Here is a 17,479-nt window from a genome sequence, read left to right on the forward strand (position 1 = left end):
GGCCATAGACGTGAGGTTGACACTCAGTAAATATAAGAAATATAGGGAGCAGCAGCAATGAAGAAGGGTTCACAGCTTACGCTCGTGTCCGCTACCATCTGTGCCTTGGCGCTTTTGGCAAGCGGCTGCGGTGGAGGTTCAGACACCAAGGGCGCACAGCAGTCGTCCAGCAGCCAGTCCAGCAACAATACCGTCATTTCGGTCCATGGGTGTGAACCGGCCAAGCCGCTCATTCCCAGCAACACAGTTGAGAGCTGCGGCGGGCAGGTCGTGGATGCCATCAACTCCAAGCTGGTCCGCTTTGACAATCAAGGCAAGGCCCATAATGATCTGGCTTCGGAGATCAAGGGCAACGATGACATGACCCAGTACAAGGTCACCCTGGTCGATGGGCGCAAGTTCTCGGACGGCACCCCAATCACGGCCAAGTCCTTCACCCAGGCCTGGTCCTGGGCGGCTAATGTGAACAACGGGCAGCTGGCTTCCAGCTTCTTCGCCAACATCAAGGGCTATGACGATCTGCAGAAGCAGGGCGCGCCCGCGGACGGGCAGCTGTCCGGTCTGAAAGTCGTGGATGACAAGACCTTCACCGTGGATCTGAGCTCGCCTTCGTCCACCTTCCCCATCCAAGTGGGCTACACCGCCTTTGCGCCGCTGCCTGAGTCCTTCTATAAGGACACCAAGGCCTATGGCGAGAACCCGGTCAGCTCGGGTCCCTACAAGTTCGATTCCTGGCAGCACAACGCCATGGTCAAGCTCCGCAAGAACACTACCTACAAGGGTGATATCAAGGTCCAGAACGGCGGCATCGACTTCAAGGTCTACACCGACGTTGCTGCGGCCTACTCCGATGTGCAGGCGGGCAACCTGGACGCGATCGATACCATTCCCACCTCGGCCCAGAAGACCTTCATGACCGACAACCTGGTTCAGGGCTACAACAAGCCTGGTTCCGTCCTGCAGATGTTCACCATCCCGACCACCATGGAGCACTTCGGCCAGAACGAGGAGGGCCACCTGCGTCGTCAGGCCATCTCCATGGCTCTGGACCGCAAGATGCTGATCGACAAGGTCCTGGGCGGTCTGGGTGTGCAGCCCACCGACTTCACCGCGCCGGCCATTCCCGGCTACTCCAAGAACCTCAAGGGCTCCGATAATCTGAAGTACGACGCCAAGAAGGCCAAGGAGTACTGGGCCAAGGCCGACGCCATCAGCAAGTGGCCCGCTGACAAGAGCTTCCAAATGGTATACAACGCCGATGGCGGAGCCAAGGACTTCTACGACGGCATGGCCAACTCCATCAAGAACACACTGGGGATCAAGGCCATAGCCACACCTGTGCCCACCTTCAGCGAGTTCCGTGGCAACGTCAACAAGCGCGCTTACAACGATGCGGCCTTCCGGTCGGCCTGGTCGCCGGACTACCCCTCGCCTGAGAGCTACCTGCTGAGCAACTTCGCCAGCTCGGCTGCCGATGGCAACGGGTCCAACGACGGCGACTACAAGAACCCCAAGTTCGACGATCTGCTGAAGCAGGCTGCCAAGGCCAAGGACACCAATGAGGCCAACAAGCTGTTCCAGCAGGCCGAGGAGATCCTTCTGCAGGACATGCCGGCTGTGCCGCTCTACTACGCCAACAACAAGGGCGCGTCAGCCAAGAATGTGCAGGGATTGACTCTGGGCTGGAACAGCTATCCGAACTTCGCGGAGTTGTCCAAGAAGAAGTGATGATCGTGCCGGAAACGGCATAATCCGTCGTCACTGACCCGGCCGGATCCGCCCAAAGCGGATTCGCGCCCGGGTCTTGTGTACTCGGCGGATTCGGGAAACCAACCAAAGGAAAGAGCAGCATATATGAAGAAGCAATCGGCCCTGACCATTGCTGGCGCCGGACTGTGCGTCATGGCGCTCACGCTGGGCGCCTGCGGCGGATCCGGCGGATCCGACTCCTCAGCCAAGGGGACCGACACCGGCAGCTCGGATGCCGTCATCTCGGTCTTCAACCCTGAGCCGGCCAATCCACTCATTCCCAGCATGACCAACGAGGTGGGCGGCGGCAACCCCATCGACGTCATGTTCTCCAAGCTGGTCCGCTTCGACGACAAGGGCAAGCCGGCCAACGAGATCGCCAAGCAGATCAAGGCCAACGAGGACAACACCCAGTACACCGTGACCATCAACGACGGCTGGAAGTTCTCGGATGGCACCCCGGTCACCGCACAGTCCTTCACCAAGGCCTGGTCCTGGGCGGCCAACATCGCCAACAAGCAGCTGGGTTCCAGCTTCTTCGCCAACATCAAGGGCTATGACGACCTGCAGAAGGAGGGCACGCCTGGCGATGCCCAGCTGTCCGGCCTCAAGATCATTGACGACAAGACCTTCACCGTGGATCTGACCTCGCCCTCGTCCACCTTCCCCATCCAGGTGGGCTACACCGCCTTTGCCCCGCTGCCTGAGTCCTTCTACAAGGACACCAAGGCCTTCGGCGAGAAGCCGGTGACCGTGGGACCCTATAAGTTCCAGTCCTGGGAGCACAACAAGGCCATCAAGCTGGTCAAGGATCCTTCCTACAAGGGCGGCGTCAAGGTCAAGAACGGCGGCATTGAGTTCCGCGCCTACACCGATGCCACCGCAGCCTACCGTGATGTGCAGGCCGGTAACCTGGATGTGCTGGACACCCTGCCTGCCTCGGCTCGCAAGACCTTCCAGACCGACAACACCGTCCAGGCCATCAACGACCCGGGCTCGGTCATCCAGATGTTCACCATCCCCACCTACATGAAGCACTTCGGCCAGGATCAGGAGGGCAAGCTCCGTCGCCAGGCCATCTCCATGGCCATCGACCGGCCAACCATCATCAAGAAGGTGCTGTCCGGAACCGCCAAGGAGGTCCACGACTTCACGGCCCCCGTCATCCCCGGCTATTCAACCAGCATCAAGGGATCCGACGTGCTCAAGTATGACCCGTCCAAGGCCAAGGAGCTCTGGGCCGAGGCCAACAAGATCTCCCCCTGGGGCGAGGGCGACACCTTCAAGATCGCCTTCAACGCCGATGGCGCCCACAAGGAGATCTACGACGCGGTCACCAACTCCATCAAGAACGCCCTGGGCATCCAGTCTGCGGGCAATCCTCTGCCCACCTTCAGCGAGTTCCGCTCCAACGTGCAGAACCGCAAGTTCACCGACTCGGCCTTCCGCTCCGGTTGGCAGCCTGACTACCCCTCGCCCGAGAGCTACCTGTCCAGCAACTTCGCCAGCTCGGCAGCCAACGGCAATGGGTCCAACGACGGTGACTACAAGAACCCCGAGTTCGATGAGCTGATGGACAAGGCGGCCTCCGCCAAGAACATCGACGAGGCCAACAAGATCTACCAGCAGTCCGAGGAGCTGCTCTTCCGCGATCTGCCCGCAGTCCCGCTCTACTATCAGAACTCCAACGGCGTGGCAGCCAAGAACATCAAGGGATTCTCCTTCACTTGGAAGGGAACCCCCGCCTACTACAACCTCAGCAAGTGAGGTGACGGGAGTCTGAATCCCGCACCTTAAAACTGACACCGCCCGGGCCGGCGCGGAAGGATCCACTCCGCGCCGGCCTTGGTGTTCTTGCACCCCTGTTGAGGTGTGCTGGTAGACTCAAACAAGAATTTTTGCGGCGGCCCCGATCCCCATGCCGATCCCGGTCGCGGATGACAAAGGAGAATAGCCGATGGGAAAATATCTTCTGCGACGTATTCTGCAGATGATCCCCGTCGTTCTCGGTACGACACTGCTGATATACGCGCTGGTCTTCGCGCTTCCTGGCGACCCTGTGGCCGCCATGTTCGGGGACAAGCCGGTCAACCAGGCCGTTGCCGCACAGATACGCTCGGAATACAATCTCGACAAGCCCTTCATCGTGCAGTACCTGCTCTTCCTGAAGAACGCGCTGACCTTGAACTTTGGTAACACCTTCGCCGGCCAGCCCGTCATCAGCGTGATCGGCAGGGCCTTCCCGGTGACCATCAAGCTGGCCCTGATGGCCTTCGTCTTCGAGGGCATCTTCGGCGTGATCTTCGGCATCATCGGAGGCCTGACCAAGGGCAAGTGGTCGGACAACATCATCCTGGTCCTCTCCCTGCTGCTGATTTCGGTGCCTACCTTCGTCACCGGCTTCATCCTGCAGTACCTGTTCGGCGTCAAATGGAAGCTTTTGCCAGCCACAGCCGGAGCCAATCCGGGCTTCATTGATCTGCTCATGCCGGCCATCGTGCTGGGGTCGGTATCCATGGCCTCCATCATCCGTCTGACCAGGACGGAGATCACCTCAAACATCTCCGAGGACTACGTGCGCACGGCCCGGGCCAAGGGCATGAGCAACCGGTCCGTCATTATGCGGCACGTGCTGCGCAACTCCCTGATCCCTGTGGTCACCTACCTGGGCGCCGACATCGGCGGACTCATGGGCGGGGCCATGATCACCGAACGTATCTTCAACATCCAGGGTGTGGGCAACACCCTCTACCAGGCCATCCTGAGGGGCGAAGGCACCCTGGTGGTCTCCATCGTGACCATTCTGGTCCTGATCTTCGTCATAACCAGCCTCCTGGTCGACCTGCTCTACGCAGTGCTCGATCCGCGAATCCGGTATGCGTGAGGGAGAGGGACCGACTATGAGTGAAACGGCAATGAACGAGTCAAGCGAACAGAACGAAAGCCAGGCCCGCGTATACTTCCCCGACCCCTTGCCGGGGCAGGAGCGCTTCGTGGCCCCCATCGACGAGACGCCCCTTCGCGAGGTGGACTCGGTGGATGAGGACGTGCCGCCCACCAGCATGTGGGCCGACGCCTGGAAGACCCTGAGGCGCAACCCGCTCTTCATCATCTCCGCAATCCTGGCAATCGTGGTCATCCTGGTGGCCCTCTTCCCCAACCTCTTCGCCAAGCAGGACCCCATGGCCTGCAACCTGTCCAACTCCGTGGAGCCGGGTCGGCCGGGACACCCCTTCGGCTTCGACCTGCAGGGCTGTGACGTCTACAGCCGCGTCATCCACGGGGCCCGGACCTCGGTGGCCATCGGCATCATGACCACCATCCTGGTTACCGTCTTCGGCGGACTCATCGGCGCAATCGCTGGATTCTTCGGAGGTTGGGTCGACGCAGTGCTCAGCCGCATCACCGACATCTTCTTCGCCATCCCCATGATCCTGGGCGCCATCGTGCTCCTGCAGATGTTCCGTACATCCACCTCGCTGTGGAAGATCATCCTGACCCTGACCCTCTTCGGCTGGGTCAACATGGCCCGCATCACCCGAAGCGCCGTCCTGGAGGCCAAAAACCTGGAGTTCAACACCGCATCCACGGCCCTGGGCTCCACACCCCTGCGCAACCTCTTCCGGCATATCCTGCCCAACTCCTTGGCCCCGGTCATCGTCATGGCCACCATGTCGCTGGGTACCTACATCGTCTCCGAGGCCACGCTGAGCTTCCTGGGCATCGGCCTGCCCTCCACCGTGGTCTCCTGGGGCGGAGACATCTCGACGGCCCAGACCCTCCTGACCACCAACCCCTCGGTCCTCTTCTATCCCTCCGCAGCCCTGGCCATCACCGTGCTGGCCTTCATCATGATGGGCGACGCGGTCAAGGATGCATTGGATCCCAAGAGCAGAACGGCCTGAGTGGAGGAAGCATGACTGAAGCAGACAAGAACATGACCACCAATCAGGAGCAGCAGCCACTGCTCGACGTGCGGGACCTGCAGGTGGACTTCACCGCCGATGGACGCACGGTCCACGCGGTTCGCGACGCCTCCTTCAACGTCTATCCCGGCCAGTGGGTGGCCATCGTGGGGGAGTCCGGCTCGGGCAAGTCCACATCAGCCATGGCCGTGTTGGGCCTTTTGCCCGGCACCGGCAAGGTGACCGGTGGCAGCATCCGGCTCAAGGGCCGCGAGCTGGTGGGCCTGGACCGCAAAGGATACGAGGCGCTGCGCGGCTCCCAGGTGGGCCTGGTCCCGCAGGACCCTATGAGCAATCTGAACCCGGTCTGGCGAATCGGCTCCCAGGTCAAGGAGGCGTTGACCGCCAACCACATGGATGTCTCCCGGGAGAAGCGCTCCCGGCTGGCCAAGGCTCTGGCCGGCGACGAAGAGGTGAAGGTAAAGAAGTCAGACGACGAGCTCTTCATCTCCTCCAAGGACCTGCCTGGCCTGCTCGAGGCCGCCCGTAAGGCCCTGAGCGATGCCGGGGTCGCCGACGTGGACAAGACCATGGAAGCCATGAAGGCCGAGTGGGATGTGGGCTCCGAGACCCGCTGGGGCGTGGCCAAGTCCCTGATCGATGCCGGTGTGGATGACGACACGGCCTGGACGCTGGCCAAGGAGCATGTGACCGGCTCGGACATGAACGACCGCATCGCCGGCCTGTTGTCCGAAGCTGGACTGCCCGAGGCCGCCACCAGGGCCCGGCAGTATCCACACGAGTTCTCCGGCGGTATGCGTCAGCGCGCACTGATCGCCATCGGCCTGGCCTCCCGGCCTGACCTGCTGATTGCGGACGAGCCCACCAGCGCCCTGGATGTGACCGTCCAGAAGCGGATTCTGGACCACCTGCGCAGCCTGACCGAATCCCTGGGCACCGCCGTGCTCTTCATCACCCACGACCTGGGTCTGGCGGCCGAGCGCGCCCAGCACATCGTGGTCATGTACCGGGGCCAGGTGGTGGAGTCCGGGCCCAGCCTGGAGGTCCTGCAGCACCCCCAGCACCCCTACACCAAGCGGCTGGTCCAGGCTGCGCCCTCGCTGGCCTCCCAACGCATCATCTCCGCCAAGCAGCGCGGTCAGGATGCCGAGGGCCTGCTGGAGCACCACGTCAAGGGCGAGAGCACCCTGGAGCGCAGCGAGCACGTCATCACCGTGGAGCACCTGACCCGAGAGTTCAGGCTGCCCCGGCGCAAGGAGATGTTCAAGGCCGTGGACGACGTCTCCTTCTCGGTCAAGCGGGGGACCACCCTGGCCATTGTGGGGGAGTCCGGCTCGGGCAAGTCCACCGTGGCCAACATGGTCCTGCACCTGCTCAAGCCAACCTCGGGCAAGGTGACCTACGAGGGCCAGGACATCGCCGGCTTCGGCGGCCGTCAGCTCTTGGAATTCCGGCGGCACGTACAGCCGGTCTTCCAGAACCCCTATGGCTCCCTGGACCCCATGTATTCCATCTACCGCTCCATCGAGGAACCCCTGCGCATCCACAAGATCGGCAACGCCAAGTCCCGGCAGAAGCGGGTCAAGGAGCTGCTGGACATGGTGGAGATGCCCGAGTCGGTCATGGGGCGCTACCCTAACGAGCTCTCCGGCGGACAGCGTCAGCGCATCGCCATCGCCCGGGCCATGGCCCTGAATCCGGATGTGATCATCTGCGACGAGGCCGTTTCCGCCCTGGACGTGCTGGTCCAGGACCAGGTGCTGCGGCTGCTCAACGACCTGCAGGCCGAGCAAGGGCTCAGCTACCTATTCATCACCCACGATCTGGCCGTGGTCAGGCAGATCGCCGACGAGGTGGTGGTCATGCAGCACGGTCGGCTGGTGGAGCATGCCACCACCGACGAGGTCTTCGACCATCCGCAGCGTCAGTACACCAAGGATCTGCTGGACGCCATCCCCGGCGGCAAGCTGCGCCTGGGTCTTGACTAGGTATCCTTTGCACAGACTCACAAGGAAATGAGGCATCATGGGATTGTTCGGTTTTGGAAAGAAACGCGCCAAGCAGCGGGCCGAGGAGGACGTCGAGGATCAGAAGGACCAGTCCAAGGAGCTCGACGAGTCCAAGGACGCTGAGGAGCCCGACCAGTCTTCTCAGGAGGACCGCGATGAGACGGCTGCGGAGCAGGAAGAAGCCGAGCAGAGCGGGAAGGGCCCCTGGGACAGCATGGACCCCGAGGCCCCCGACACCGATGAGTACCTGGACATCGGTGCCCTGATGCTGCCCTTCCTGCAGGGCAGTGAGCTCAGGCTCAAGGCCAATTCGCAGACCGGCGACGTGCTGGGAGCCACCATCACCTACAAGTCCTCCAGTCTGGAGCTGGAGCCCTTCGCGGCCCCCAAGTCTCTGGGCCTGTGGGACGAGGTCCGGGCCGACCTGCTCAAGGCCAATCCCTCCTGCAAGGAGGTGGACGGTGTATTCGGCAAGGAGCTGACCCTGCCCGTCAAGGTCAAAGGCAAGAACCTGCTGACCCGTGTGGTGGGCGTCGACGGACCCCGTTGGATGCTGCGAGGCATCTTCTCCGGCCCGGCAGCCAAGGGTGGCAAGGAGAAGGATGTGCTTGACGGATACCTGGCCGACCTGGTCGTGGTCCGTGGCGATGAGCCCCTGGCTCCCCGCGACCTGGTTCCCATGCATGCGCCCATCACCCCCAACCAACGCCGCGGAGAAGCCGAAGATTCGGAGTCCAAGGACGATGAGGCAGCGCAGATTCCCGGCAAGCCGGAGGGCCCCTTCGATTCGGACCAGCAGACCGAGGTAAAGACCACACTGTCTCGCGGACCCATGTTCTCGGAGGTCCGCTGAGGCTGTGGAGCAGAAGCATTCCGGGCTGGCTGCGCTGGCCGACGACGATTTCTCGGTCATGGAGGCCATCGGCGGATGGCGGGGGATTGTCGAGTCCCTGCTGCCAGGGCTGGTTTTTCTGGTTGTTTTCCTGGTGACCGGCCGTCTGGGACTGACCGTGGCGGTTTCGGCGGCCCTGGCCCTTGTACAGCTTCTGATTCGCCTGGTCCAGCGGCAGTCCTTTCTGGGTGCGCTGACCGGTCTGCTTTCGGTGGGCATCTGCCTGGTGGCTGCATGGCTGACCCGGGATGCACGTAACTACTATCTGCCGGGATTCCTGACCAACGGATTCTGGATTATCGTTTTGGGCGTCTCGCTGCTGGCACGGATGCCCGGTATAGGCCTGCTGGTGGAGTATCTGCGCCGACCCGTCGTCTCAGGCTGGAAGCAATGGCTGGCATCCTGGCGGGGCGAACCTGACCTGGTTCGGGCCTATACCCAGGCCACCCTGGTCTGGATCGCTGTATTCGCGCTGCGCCTGCTGGTCCAGGTGCCGCTCTACCTGACTGGTTCCGTCGGGTTTCTTGGCGCCGCACGCCTGATACTGGGCCTGCCCTTGTTCGCCCTGGGCATCTGGGTCAGCTGGCTGCTGATCGGTGGCCCCTACCATCGTCGCCAGGCCGACCAGGGTCAGACCGACCAGGAGGTTCATGCCGATCATGACTGAGACCAGGGTCCGTCTTCGCATCGAACGCTATGCCGACCAGGGGCGATGCGTGAGCCACCTGGAGGATGGTCGGGTCGTCTTCGTCCGCTTTGCCCTGCCTGGGGAACTGGTTGAGGTCCTACTGGACGAGCCTCACGGTCGGGCCGGCAGGTTCGCCACGGGCGAGGTCACTCAGGTGTTGGAGGTCAGCCCTGACCGACGCGAACCCGCCTGGCCCCTGGCTGGACCCTTGGCATGGGGAGGCGGCCTGGGTGGCGCCGATCTGATTCACGTCAGTCTGCCCGGTCAGCTGGCCTGGAAGGCTGATCTGATTGGTCAGCAGATGGCCCGTCTGGGCGGGGTGGACGTCCAGGTGCCGGTGGCCCGGGTTCCGGGCGATGAGGAGCTGGGCGGTCTGCACTGGAGGACCCGAATCGAGCTGGTGGCCGACGACCAGGGCCGCCCCTCCATGCGTAGGCGGGGTTCGCATGACCGTCTGCGGATTCAGACCATGCCCCTGGCCACCCAGGAGCTGCTGGACCAGGCCGACGAACTGGGCATCTGGGAGGGCGGCCTGCCGGCTGGTGCCCGCATACGTCTGGCCGTGCCCCAGCCGCGAGATGGGGGCTCGGTCGGCGACAACTACGCTCTGCTGGTGGATGGCCGACTGAGTAAGGGGAGCCGTCTGCTGACGGAGCGGCTGGAGGCCGGAGCAGGACCTGAATACCAGGTTCGGGCCGACGGATTCTGGCAGGTCCACCGTCAGGCACCGGTCGTGCTGACCAAGGCGGTCCTGGACCAGGCCAGGCAGGCCCTGGATGGGGTCGCCGAACCGGTCATCTGGGATCTTTACTGCGGATCAGGGCTCTTCACTCTGCCCCTGGCCGCCCTGGCTGATGGACGTGTCCGGCTTCTGGCTGTGGAAGGATCTGCTGGCGCCGTTACCAGTGCGAAAAACAACGTGAAGCGGGCCGGACTGGACTGGGTGGCCCTGCGTCGTGGGGACGTGGCCAAGGTCCTGGTTGGCGGTGCGCCCAAGGGGCTGGGACATCCCGACCTGATTCTGCTGGATCCGCCCAGGGCCGGCGCCAAGGCTCAAGTCTGCCGACTGCTGGCCGCCAGCGGGGCTGGGACCATCATCTATGTGGCCTGCGATCCGACCAGCCTGGCCAGGGATACGGCCACACTGATTTCCCTGGGGTACAGCCCCAAGCACCTTGAGGCCTTTGACATCTACCCCATGACCCACCACGTGGAAACCCTGGCGGTCTTCACCCGCACGGCGGGAAGGCAGCGCTGACATGAGCCGCGCCGGGCGGATCGTGGCAGCTGTCAGGAGGCTGGCGGGTCTGCTGCTGGCGGTCGCTCTGCTGACAGGCCTGCCCATGCTGACCGGTTGCGCCCCCATGGACAGGGCCGTGGGCGACTCCTGGCATGAGGGCACCGTGCCCCATGACGGCGTGGATCGGTCCGACACGCTCGTGGCCTTGATTGGATGCCCGCAGAAGGGTGACAAGGACCCGGACACCGGTCTTGACAGCCGTATTCTGGCATCCTTGAAGGCCGAACGCATGAAGGGTTATTTTTCTTCAGCGCAGTCCGCCAGTGATCAGCAGGATGGGGTGCAGGATGCCGTCAACCGCGGGGTCAGACTGATTCTGATTCGCCAACCCGGACTCGGTGACTGGACCCCGGCCCTGAAGGCAGCCCGGAAGGCTGGCATCCCTGTGGTAGAGTTCGCTCAAAGCGCCAAGGCTTGGACCCCTGACCCAGGTAGGCTCTACTATGCGGCTACGGTCCACCCGGTGGATCCTGCCGGGAATCCACATGCGCCCTTGCTGGCTGACGCTCTGCAGACCATTGTGGACGACGGACCGCATGCAAGGATTATGGCCGTGCGCCTGAGCGCCGACTGAGAGGGGGGCCAAGGATGAGCACAGGCAGTGAGCAGGAGCCGACTACGGGCACAGCAGCGGGCACAGGCTTTCCGGACACTGACCGGCCGGGGCTGAGCTCCCAGGAGGTGGAGCAGCTGAAGGCCCAGGGCCTGGTCAACGTCTCCCAGGACCAAACCTCCCGCAGTCTGGGCCAGATCATCCGCGACAACGTCTTCACCCTCTTCAATGGGATCATCCTGACCGCCATGGTGGTGGTCCTGCTGACCGGCCAGTGGAAGGACGCGGTCTTCGGCCTGGTCATCATCATCAACACCGGCATCGGCGTGGCCACCGAGCTCAAGGCCAAGCACACCCTGGACGGGCTGTCCATCCTGGTGGCCTCCGACTATGCGGTGCGCAGGGATGGGCGCAACCTGACCGTGCCCCACGATGACATCGTCAAGGGGGACCTGCTCTGGATCCGCTCCGGGGACCAGGTGCCCGCCGACGCGCAGATCATCGACACCTACGGCCTGGAGCTGGACGAGTCCATGCTGACCGGCGAGTCGCGCACGGTCAAGCACAAGTCGGGCGACCAGGTCTACTCGGGCTCCACGGCCGTCTCGGGCATGGCCCTGGCCCAGGTGACCGCTGTGGGCGCCGACTCCTACGCCGCCACGCTGACGGCCAAGGCCAAGGTCTACAAGAAGGTCCGCTCCGACTTGAACGAGGGCATCAACACCATCCTCAAGGTCATGACCGTGGTGGTCATTCCCCTCTGCCTGCTGCTCATCTTCACGCAGATGCGGACCGTGGGCGGCTTCCAGACGGCCCTGGCCACCGGAGCCTGGCGGCAGGCTGTGGTGTCTGCTGTGGCCGGGGTGGTGGGCATGATTCCCGAGGGCCTGGTCCTGCTGACCTCCCTGAACTTCGCCCTGGCCGCTATCCGCCTGGCCCGGCATCAAACTTTGGTCCAGCAGATGGAGTCCGTGGAGACCCTGGCCCGGGTGGATGCCCTGAATCTGGACAAGACCGGCACCATCACCGACGGGGGCATCGTCTACGACGACCTGCACCCGCTGGCCGAGGATCTGGCGGCACAGCAGATCCGGCAGGCTCTTGTGGATGTCTGCGCGGAGGAGAGCCCCAACGCCACCGGCCGGGCCATCCTCAAGGGGATGGATGACCTGCACCCCGGCAGAGCCGTCAGCCGCATCCCATTCTCCTCGGCCCGCAAGTGGAGCGCCGTAGCCGACCAGTCCGGCAAAATCTGGTACTTCGGCGCCCCGGAGGTGCTCCTGGCATCCCAGGCGGGCAGCTGGCCCCAGGTGGACCAGCAGGTGGCCGACCTGGCCGACCGTGGCTACCGGGTGCTGATGCTGGCCGCCCCTGATGGGTATCCGAGCACCGACCAGCCTGATTACTTCACCAGCAGCCCCGGCCTGCCCGGGAACCTGAAACCCCTGGCCCTGATTACCTGCTCGGAGCACATCCGCGACGACGCCGCCGAGACCCTGGCCTGGTTCCGCCAGCAGGGCGTGCGCTGCCGGGTCATCTCGGGCGACAACCCGGCCACGGTGGCGGCCATCGCCAACAAGGTGGGCCTGACCGGCGACCGGGCGCCCAGGGCTATGGATGCCCATCAGCTGCCCAAGGACACGGCAGCCCTGGCCGAGGTCCTGGAGGACGTGGACGTGCTGGGCCGGGTCCTGCCCGACCAGAAGAAGGCCATCGTCCAGGCCCTGCACCTGAAGGGCCATACGGTGGCCATGACCGGCGACGGGGTCAACGACTCCCTGGCCCTGAAGGAGGCGGACCTGGGCATCGCCATGGGCAATGCGGCGGCCGCCACCAAGGCCGTGGCCCAGCTGGTCCTGGTGGATTCGCGCTTCTCCCACCTGCCCGACGTGGTGGCCCGGGGTCGGCAGGTCATGGCCAACATGGAGCGTGTGGCCGGCCTCTTCCTGGTCAAAACCGTCTACTCGGCCCTGATCTCCCTGGGCGTGGTCCTGACCGGTATCCCCTTCCCCTACCTGCCCCGGCACATCACCTACATCGGCGCTCTGACCATCGGCACCCCGGCCTTCTTCCTGGCGCTGGCCCCCAACACCAGGCGCTACCGGCCCGGCTTCCTCAAGCGGGTGGTCACCTTCGCCCTGCCCTCGGGCATCGCCACTGCTCTGATTGTGCTGGCGGCGGCCTGGAGCCTGCCTAGCTTGTTGGGCCTTGACCTGGCCCGGCCCGGAGACCTGGGACGCTGGCGGTCGGTCTGCGCCATCGTCCTCTTCTGCATGGGCGTGCTGGTCCTGACCCAGGTGGCCCGGCCACTACGCTCCTGGAGGGGTCTGCTGGTCCTCTTCTTCGCCGCAGACGGGGTGATCGGGGCCCTGATTCCCTTGGTGGCGCAGTTCTTCGCCATCAGCCTGCCCACCGGTCCGGCCCTGGCCGCCACCGTGGCCTTCGCCCTGGTCGGAGCCCTGCTCATGGTCCTGGCTGTCCTGGGCTATCCAGCATGCGCACGTTACATCCGTCAGGTAACACATCGGGGCTAAGAATGGAACCTAAAAAGCACAAATAGCGTCACTGACGGCCTGGGGTCCTCCCGCCGCCGGTCCACATGGGCGCAAGGGCAGTGCCTGAGTGTCCAAGGAAGGGGTGGTGCATGTCAGAATCCGCACAAGATGCCGGTCGTTCCAAGCTCAAGGTGGGCTCCGAGGAGTTCGAATACTACCGGATCAGCGACCTGCCGGGAATCGACCACCTGCCCTACAGCCTGCGCATCCTGGCCGAGAATCTGCTGCGGCACCAGAACGGGACCACGGTGACCCGGGACCAGCTGGACCAGCTTCTGGACTGGGACCCCAAGGCCCAGCCCGACAGGGAGATCCAGTTCAGCCCCGCTCGGGTGCTCATGCAGGACTTCACAGGCGTGCCCTGCATGGTCGACCTGGCCACTATGCGTGATGCCGTCAAGGCCCTGGGCGACGATCCCTCCCTGGTCAACCCGCTCATCCCTGCGCAGATGGTCATCGACCACTCCGTCCAGGTGGACAGCTCCGGCGTGCCCGGCGCCTTGGAACACAATATGGACATGGAATACCAGCGCAACAGTGAGCGCTACCGCTTCCTGCGCTGGAGCCAGCAGGCCTTCCAAAACTTCCGCGTGGTGCCCCCGGGCACCGGCATCATCCACCAGGTCAACCTGGAGTACCTGGCCCAGGTGGTCATGCGCAGGGACAGGAACAAGGGGGAGGGGCCGGCCCTGGTCTACCCGGACTCCTGCGTGGGCACCGACTCCCACACCACCATGGTCAACGGCCTGGGCGTGCTGGGCTGGGGCGTGGGCGGCATCGAGGCCGAGGCGGCCATGCTGGGCCAGCCCATCTCCATGCTGGTGCCCCAGGTCTTGGGCTTCAAGCTGACCGGATCCATTCCCGAAGGTGTCACCGCCACCGACGTGGTGCTGACCGTGACCCAGATGCTGCGCGAGGTGGGCGTGGTGGGCCGGTTCGTGGAGTTCCACGGCAAGGGTCTGGCTCAGGTCCCCCTGGCCAACCGGGCCACCCTGGGCAACATGAGCCCCGAGTTCGGCTCCACCTGTGCCATCTTCCCCATCGACCAAATCACCCTGGACTACCTGCGTCTGACCGGCCGCAGCGACGATCATGTGCGCCTGGTGGAGGCCTATGCCAAGGCCAACGGTCTGTGGATGGATCCGGAGGATGCCGACTGCCCCGAGCCTGAGTATTCGCAGGTGCTGGAACTGGACCTGTCTACGGTGCGGCCATCCATTGCCGGCCCCCGGCGGCCCCAGGACCGCATCCTGCTGGACCAGGCCCAGAAGACCTACCAACGGGACCTCAAGGATTACAGCGACCAGGACAAGGACAAGGGCGAGGCTGTGCCGGTCAAGAAGGCCGACGGCAGCGAGTTCAGCCTGCGTGACGGGGATGTGGTCATCGCGGCCATCACCTCCTGCACCAACACCTCCAACCCCTCGGTCATGGTGGCCGCCGGTCTGCTGGCCCGCCAGGCGCGCGCCCGGGGTCTCAAGCCCAAGCCCTGGGTCAAGACCTCGTTGGCGCCGGGCTCCCAGGTGGTGACGGACTATCTGAACCGGACCGGCCTGAGCAAGGACCTGGATGCCCTGGGCTTCGAGCTGGTCGGCTACGGCTGCACCACCTGCATCGGCAACTCCGGCCCCCTGGACCCGGCCATCCACCAGGCCATCGCCGATCATGACCTGACGGTGACGGCCGTGCTCTCGGGCAACAGGAACTTCGAGGGCCGCATCAGCCCGGATGTGAAGATGAACTACCTGGCCTCGCCGCCCTTGGTGGTGGCCTACGCCCTGGCCGGCACCATGGACTTCGACCCCTGGCGCGACCCCCTGGGCCAGGACAGCCAGGGCAAGCCGGTCATGCTGGCGGACATCTGGCCCTCCCAGGAGGCCATCGAGTCCGTGGTGGGCACCGCCCTGGATCGGGACATGTACCTGCGCGACTATGCGGACGTCTTCGGCGGGGATGATCGCTGGCGGAAGCTGGAGGTGCCGGAGGGCGAGCTCTTCCACTGGGACCAGGATTCCACCTACATCCGCCGCCAGACCTTCTTCGACGGCATGAAGGCCCAGCCCGACGCCCTGGAGGACATCCACGGGGCCCGAGTGCTGGCATTGCTGGGGGATTCGGTCACCACCGACCACATCTCGCCCGCAGGGGCCATCAAGGCCGACGCACCGGCCGGTCGCTACCTGCAGGAGCACGGCATAGCCGCCAGGGACTTCAATTCCTACGGTTCCCGGCGCGGCAACCATGAGGTCATGGTCCGGGGCACCTTCGGCAACATCCGCCTGCGCAACCAGCTGCTGGCCTCGGTGGGGATGGATGTGCGCCCGGGAGGGTTCACCTACGACTTCCTGAACGGCCAGGAGACGACCATCTTCGAGGCGGCGCAGGACTATGCCAGGCAGGGCACGCCCTTGGTGATACTGGCCGGCAGCGAGTACGGCACGGGCTCCTCAAGGGACTGGGCGGCCAAAGGCACAAGGATGCTGGGCGTGCGGGCCGTCATTGCCAGGTCCTTCGAGCGCATCCACCGCAGCAACCTGATCGGCATGGGCGTGCTGCCGCTGGAGTTTCCTGCGGGTCAGTCGGCCCAGAGCCTGGGGTTGGACGGCCAGGAGACCTATGACCTGGTTGGCATTGATGCTCTGAACAACTCCCTGCCCGATAAGATTCAGGTACAGGCTCGGCGGCCAGACGGCAGCAGGGTGGAGTTTGCGGCCAAGGTTCGTATCGACACTCCTGGCGAGGCCGAGTACTACCGCAACGGCGGCATCCTGCAGTACGTGCTGCGTGGTCTGCTGGCCAGGGCCGATCAGGAGGCCTGAAGATACAAAAATCCCCGCCCACAATGCCAGGGGCGGGGATTTTCCTTTTTGTCAGTTGCGGTCGCCGACCAGATTCAGGATGTAGAGGAAGAGGTTGACGAAGTCCAGGTAGAGGTTGAGGGCGCAGAGGATGGAGACCCGCTTGATGGCCTCCGGCCCCTGGCTGCGGTAGGTGGCGAAGATGACCCTGGTCTGCTGGGCGTCATACATGGTCAGCCCGGCGAAGAGGATGATGCCGATGGCCGAGACTACGCGCAGGGCCGTGTTGGAGGGGGCCACGAAGAGCATGACCACCTCGACCAGGATCAGCATGAGCAGGCCGACCATGAAGATGGACCCCATGCCCAGCATGTTGCGCCGTGTGGTCAGCCCCAGCATACTGAGGACGAAGAAGAAGCCTGCGCTGATCACCAGTGTCAGCATGATGGAGGGCAGTGAGTAGGTTATGAAGATGGTGCTCAGGGTGAAGCCCATCAGGGCCGCATAGATGTAGAACATGACCCGGGCGGTGGAGGTGCGCATGCGCATAACCCGGACGCTCAGAATCATGGCGAAGGCCACCTGGACCACGGCCATGCCGATCCAGCCCAGGGCGCCCGTGGCCTGCATGAAGGCCAGGAGCAGTCCGGTGCGGGCGGTCAGGTAGGCCGTCAGGGCGGTGACCAGCAGGCCGATGGCCATCTCCGCATAGGCGCGGGACATGGAGACCCGTTCCGCCTTTTCAAAGCTGTATGCTGCGTTGGTGTCGATGGGCGCGCCCATGCCGTAGGACTCACCACCCTGCATGGTCGGCATCGGCTGCTGCGCGTACTGACCGTATGGGGCCTGCGGCCGCGGATTCCCGTTGAAAGCCATCTGCTCCTCCTTGTCTTCCCGCCTGTGGCGGTATGGTCGTCTTATTCAAGTCTACATGGCCGGTTTGGCGGTATAAAGGGTGTTTGCTCTGGCTGGAATCAGGCGGGGATGGCCGCCATGGCAGGGCGGTTGC

General features: G+C 64.1%; 12 protein-coding genes. 11 read left to right on the forward strand and 1 reads right to left on the reverse strand.

The annotated features are described in order from the left end of the window. Positions 1 to 57: 57 nt before the first annotated feature. The 11 genes from ACNAOV_RS03030 to acnA all read left to right on the forward strand — a co-directional run bounded on the left by ACNAOV_RS03030 (position 58) and on the right by acnA (position 16,491). Positions 58 to 1,728: a peptide ABC transporter substrate-binding protein gene (locus ACNAOV_RS03030; protein ID WP_416517908.1), complete on the forward strand. Its 1,671-nt coding sequence runs from the start codon at positions 58 to 60 to the stop codon at positions 1,726 to 1,728. A gap of 126 nt (positions 1,729 to 1,854) precedes the next feature. Then, positions 1,855 to 3,516: a peptide ABC transporter substrate-binding protein gene (locus ACNAOV_RS03035; RefSeq protein WP_416517909.1), complete on the forward strand. Its 1,662-nt coding sequence runs from the start codon at positions 1,855 to 1,857 to the stop codon at positions 3,514 to 3,516. Positions 3,517 to 3,706: 190 nt separating this feature from the next. After that, positions 3,707 to 4,633, forward strand: coding sequence for an ABC transporter permease (locus ACNAOV_RS03040; protein ID WP_416517910.1), 927 nt, complete (start codon positions 3,707 to 3,709; stop codon positions 4,631 to 4,633). Positions 4,634 to 4,664: 31 nt separating this feature from the next. Further along, positions 4,665 to 5,654 carry an ABC transporter permease gene (locus tag ACNAOV_RS03045; RefSeq protein WP_029678006.1) on the forward strand — a complete coding sequence of 330 codons (990 nt, stop codon included), beginning with the start codon at positions 4,665 to 4,667 and terminating at the stop codon, positions 5,652 to 5,654. A gap of 11 nt (positions 5,655 to 5,665) precedes the next feature. Next, entirely contained in the window at positions 5,666 to 7,663 is a 1,998-nt protein-coding gene (locus tag ACNAOV_RS03050; RefSeq protein ID WP_416517911.1) for a dipeptide ABC transporter ATP-binding protein, read from the forward strand. A gap of 37 nt (positions 7,664 to 7,700) precedes the next feature. Further along, positions 7,701 to 8,537 (forward strand): DUF3710 domain-containing protein, encoded by an 837-nt coding sequence (locus ACNAOV_RS03055; RefSeq protein ID WP_416517912.1) that lies wholly within the window; start codon positions 7,701 to 7,703, stop codon positions 8,535 to 8,537. Between the two features lie 4 nt (positions 8,538 to 8,541). Next, entirely contained in the window at positions 8,542 to 9,243 is a 702-nt protein-coding gene (locus tag ACNAOV_RS03060; RefSeq protein WP_416517913.1) for a DUF3159 domain-containing protein, read from the forward strand. Beyond that, on the forward strand, positions 9,236 to 10,522 hold the full coding sequence (locus ACNAOV_RS03065) for a class I SAM-dependent RNA methyltransferase (protein ID WP_416518138.1): 1,287 nt from the start codon (positions 9,236 to 9,238) through the stop codon (positions 10,520 to 10,522). Before ACNAOV_RS03060 ends, ACNAOV_RS03065 begins: the two co-directional genes overlap by 8 nt. A gap of 1 nt (position 10,523) precedes the next feature. Beyond that, complete coding sequence (locus ACNAOV_RS03070; RefSeq protein ID WP_416517914.1) at positions 10,524 to 11,138, forward strand: hypothetical protein; 615 nt, start codon at positions 10,524 to 10,526, stop codon at positions 11,136 to 11,138. A gap of 14 nt (positions 11,139 to 11,152) precedes the next feature. Continuing rightward, complete coding sequence (locus ACNAOV_RS03075) at positions 11,153 to 13,651, forward strand: HAD-IC family P-type ATPase (RefSeq protein WP_416517915.1); 2,499 nt, start codon at positions 11,153 to 11,155, stop codon at positions 13,649 to 13,651. 110 nt (positions 13,652 to 13,761) lie between these two features. After that, entirely contained in the window at positions 13,762 to 16,491 is a 2,730-nt protein-coding gene (gene acnA / locus ACNAOV_RS03080) for an aconitate hydratase AcnA (protein ID WP_416517916.1), read from the forward strand. Positions 16,492 to 16,542: 51 nt separating this feature from the next. On the opposite strand, the gene ACNAOV_RS03085 is transcribed toward acnA, so the two are convergent. Then, a complete protein-coding gene (locus ACNAOV_RS03085; protein ID WP_416517917.1) occupies positions 16,543 to 17,346 on the reverse strand; it encodes a Bax inhibitor-1 family protein in 804 nt (267 codons plus the stop codon). Positions 17,347 to 17,479: the final 133 nt, after the last annotated feature.

It is taken from the genome of Bifidobacterium asteroides (genome assembly GCF_048001765.1).
Classification (GTDB): Bacteria; Actinomycetota; Actinomycetes; order Actinomycetales; family Bifidobacteriaceae; genus Bombiscardovia; species Bombiscardovia asteroides_K.

Coding starts and splice junctions, on each gene's coding strand:
- ACNAOV_RS03030 (WP_416517908.1), top strand. CDS start 58: ATGAAGAAGGGTTCACAGCTTACGCTCGTGTCCGCTACCATCTGTGCC.
- ACNAOV_RS03035 (WP_416517909.1), top strand. CDS start 1,855: ATGAAGAAGCAATCGGCCCTGACCATTGCTGGCGCCGGACTGTGCGTC.
- ACNAOV_RS03040 (WP_416517910.1), top strand. CDS start 3,707: ATGGGAAAATATCTTCTGCGACGTATTCTGCAGATGATCCCCGTCGTT.
- ACNAOV_RS03045 (WP_029678006.1), top strand. CDS start 4,665: ATGAACGAGTCAAGCGAACAGAACGAAAGCCAGGCCCGCGTATACTTC.
- ACNAOV_RS03050 (WP_416517911.1), top strand. CDS start 5,666: ATGACTGAAGCAGACAAGAACATGACCACCAATCAGGAGCAGCAGCCA.
- ACNAOV_RS03055 (WP_416517912.1), top strand. CDS start 7,701: ATGGGATTGTTCGGTTTTGGAAAGAAACGCGCCAAGCAGCGGGCCGAG.
- ACNAOV_RS03065 (WP_416518138.1), top strand. CDS start 9,236: ATGACTGAGACCAGGGTCCGTCTTCGCATCGAACGCTATGCCGACCAG.
- ACNAOV_RS03070 (WP_416517914.1), top strand. CDS start 10,524: ATGAGCCGCGCCGGGCGGATCGTGGCAGCTGTCAGGAGGCTGGCGGGT.
- ACNAOV_RS03075 (WP_416517915.1), top strand. CDS start 11,153: ATGAGCACAGGCAGTGAGCAGGAGCCGACTACGGGCACAGCAGCGGGC.
- acnA (WP_416517916.1), top strand. CDS start 13,762: ATGTCAGAATCCGCACAAGATGCCGGTCGTTCCAAGCTCAAGGTGGGC.
- ACNAOV_RS03085 (WP_416517917.1), bottom strand. CDS start 17,346: ATGGCTTTCAACGGGAATCCGCGGCCGCAGGCCCCATACGGTCAGTAC.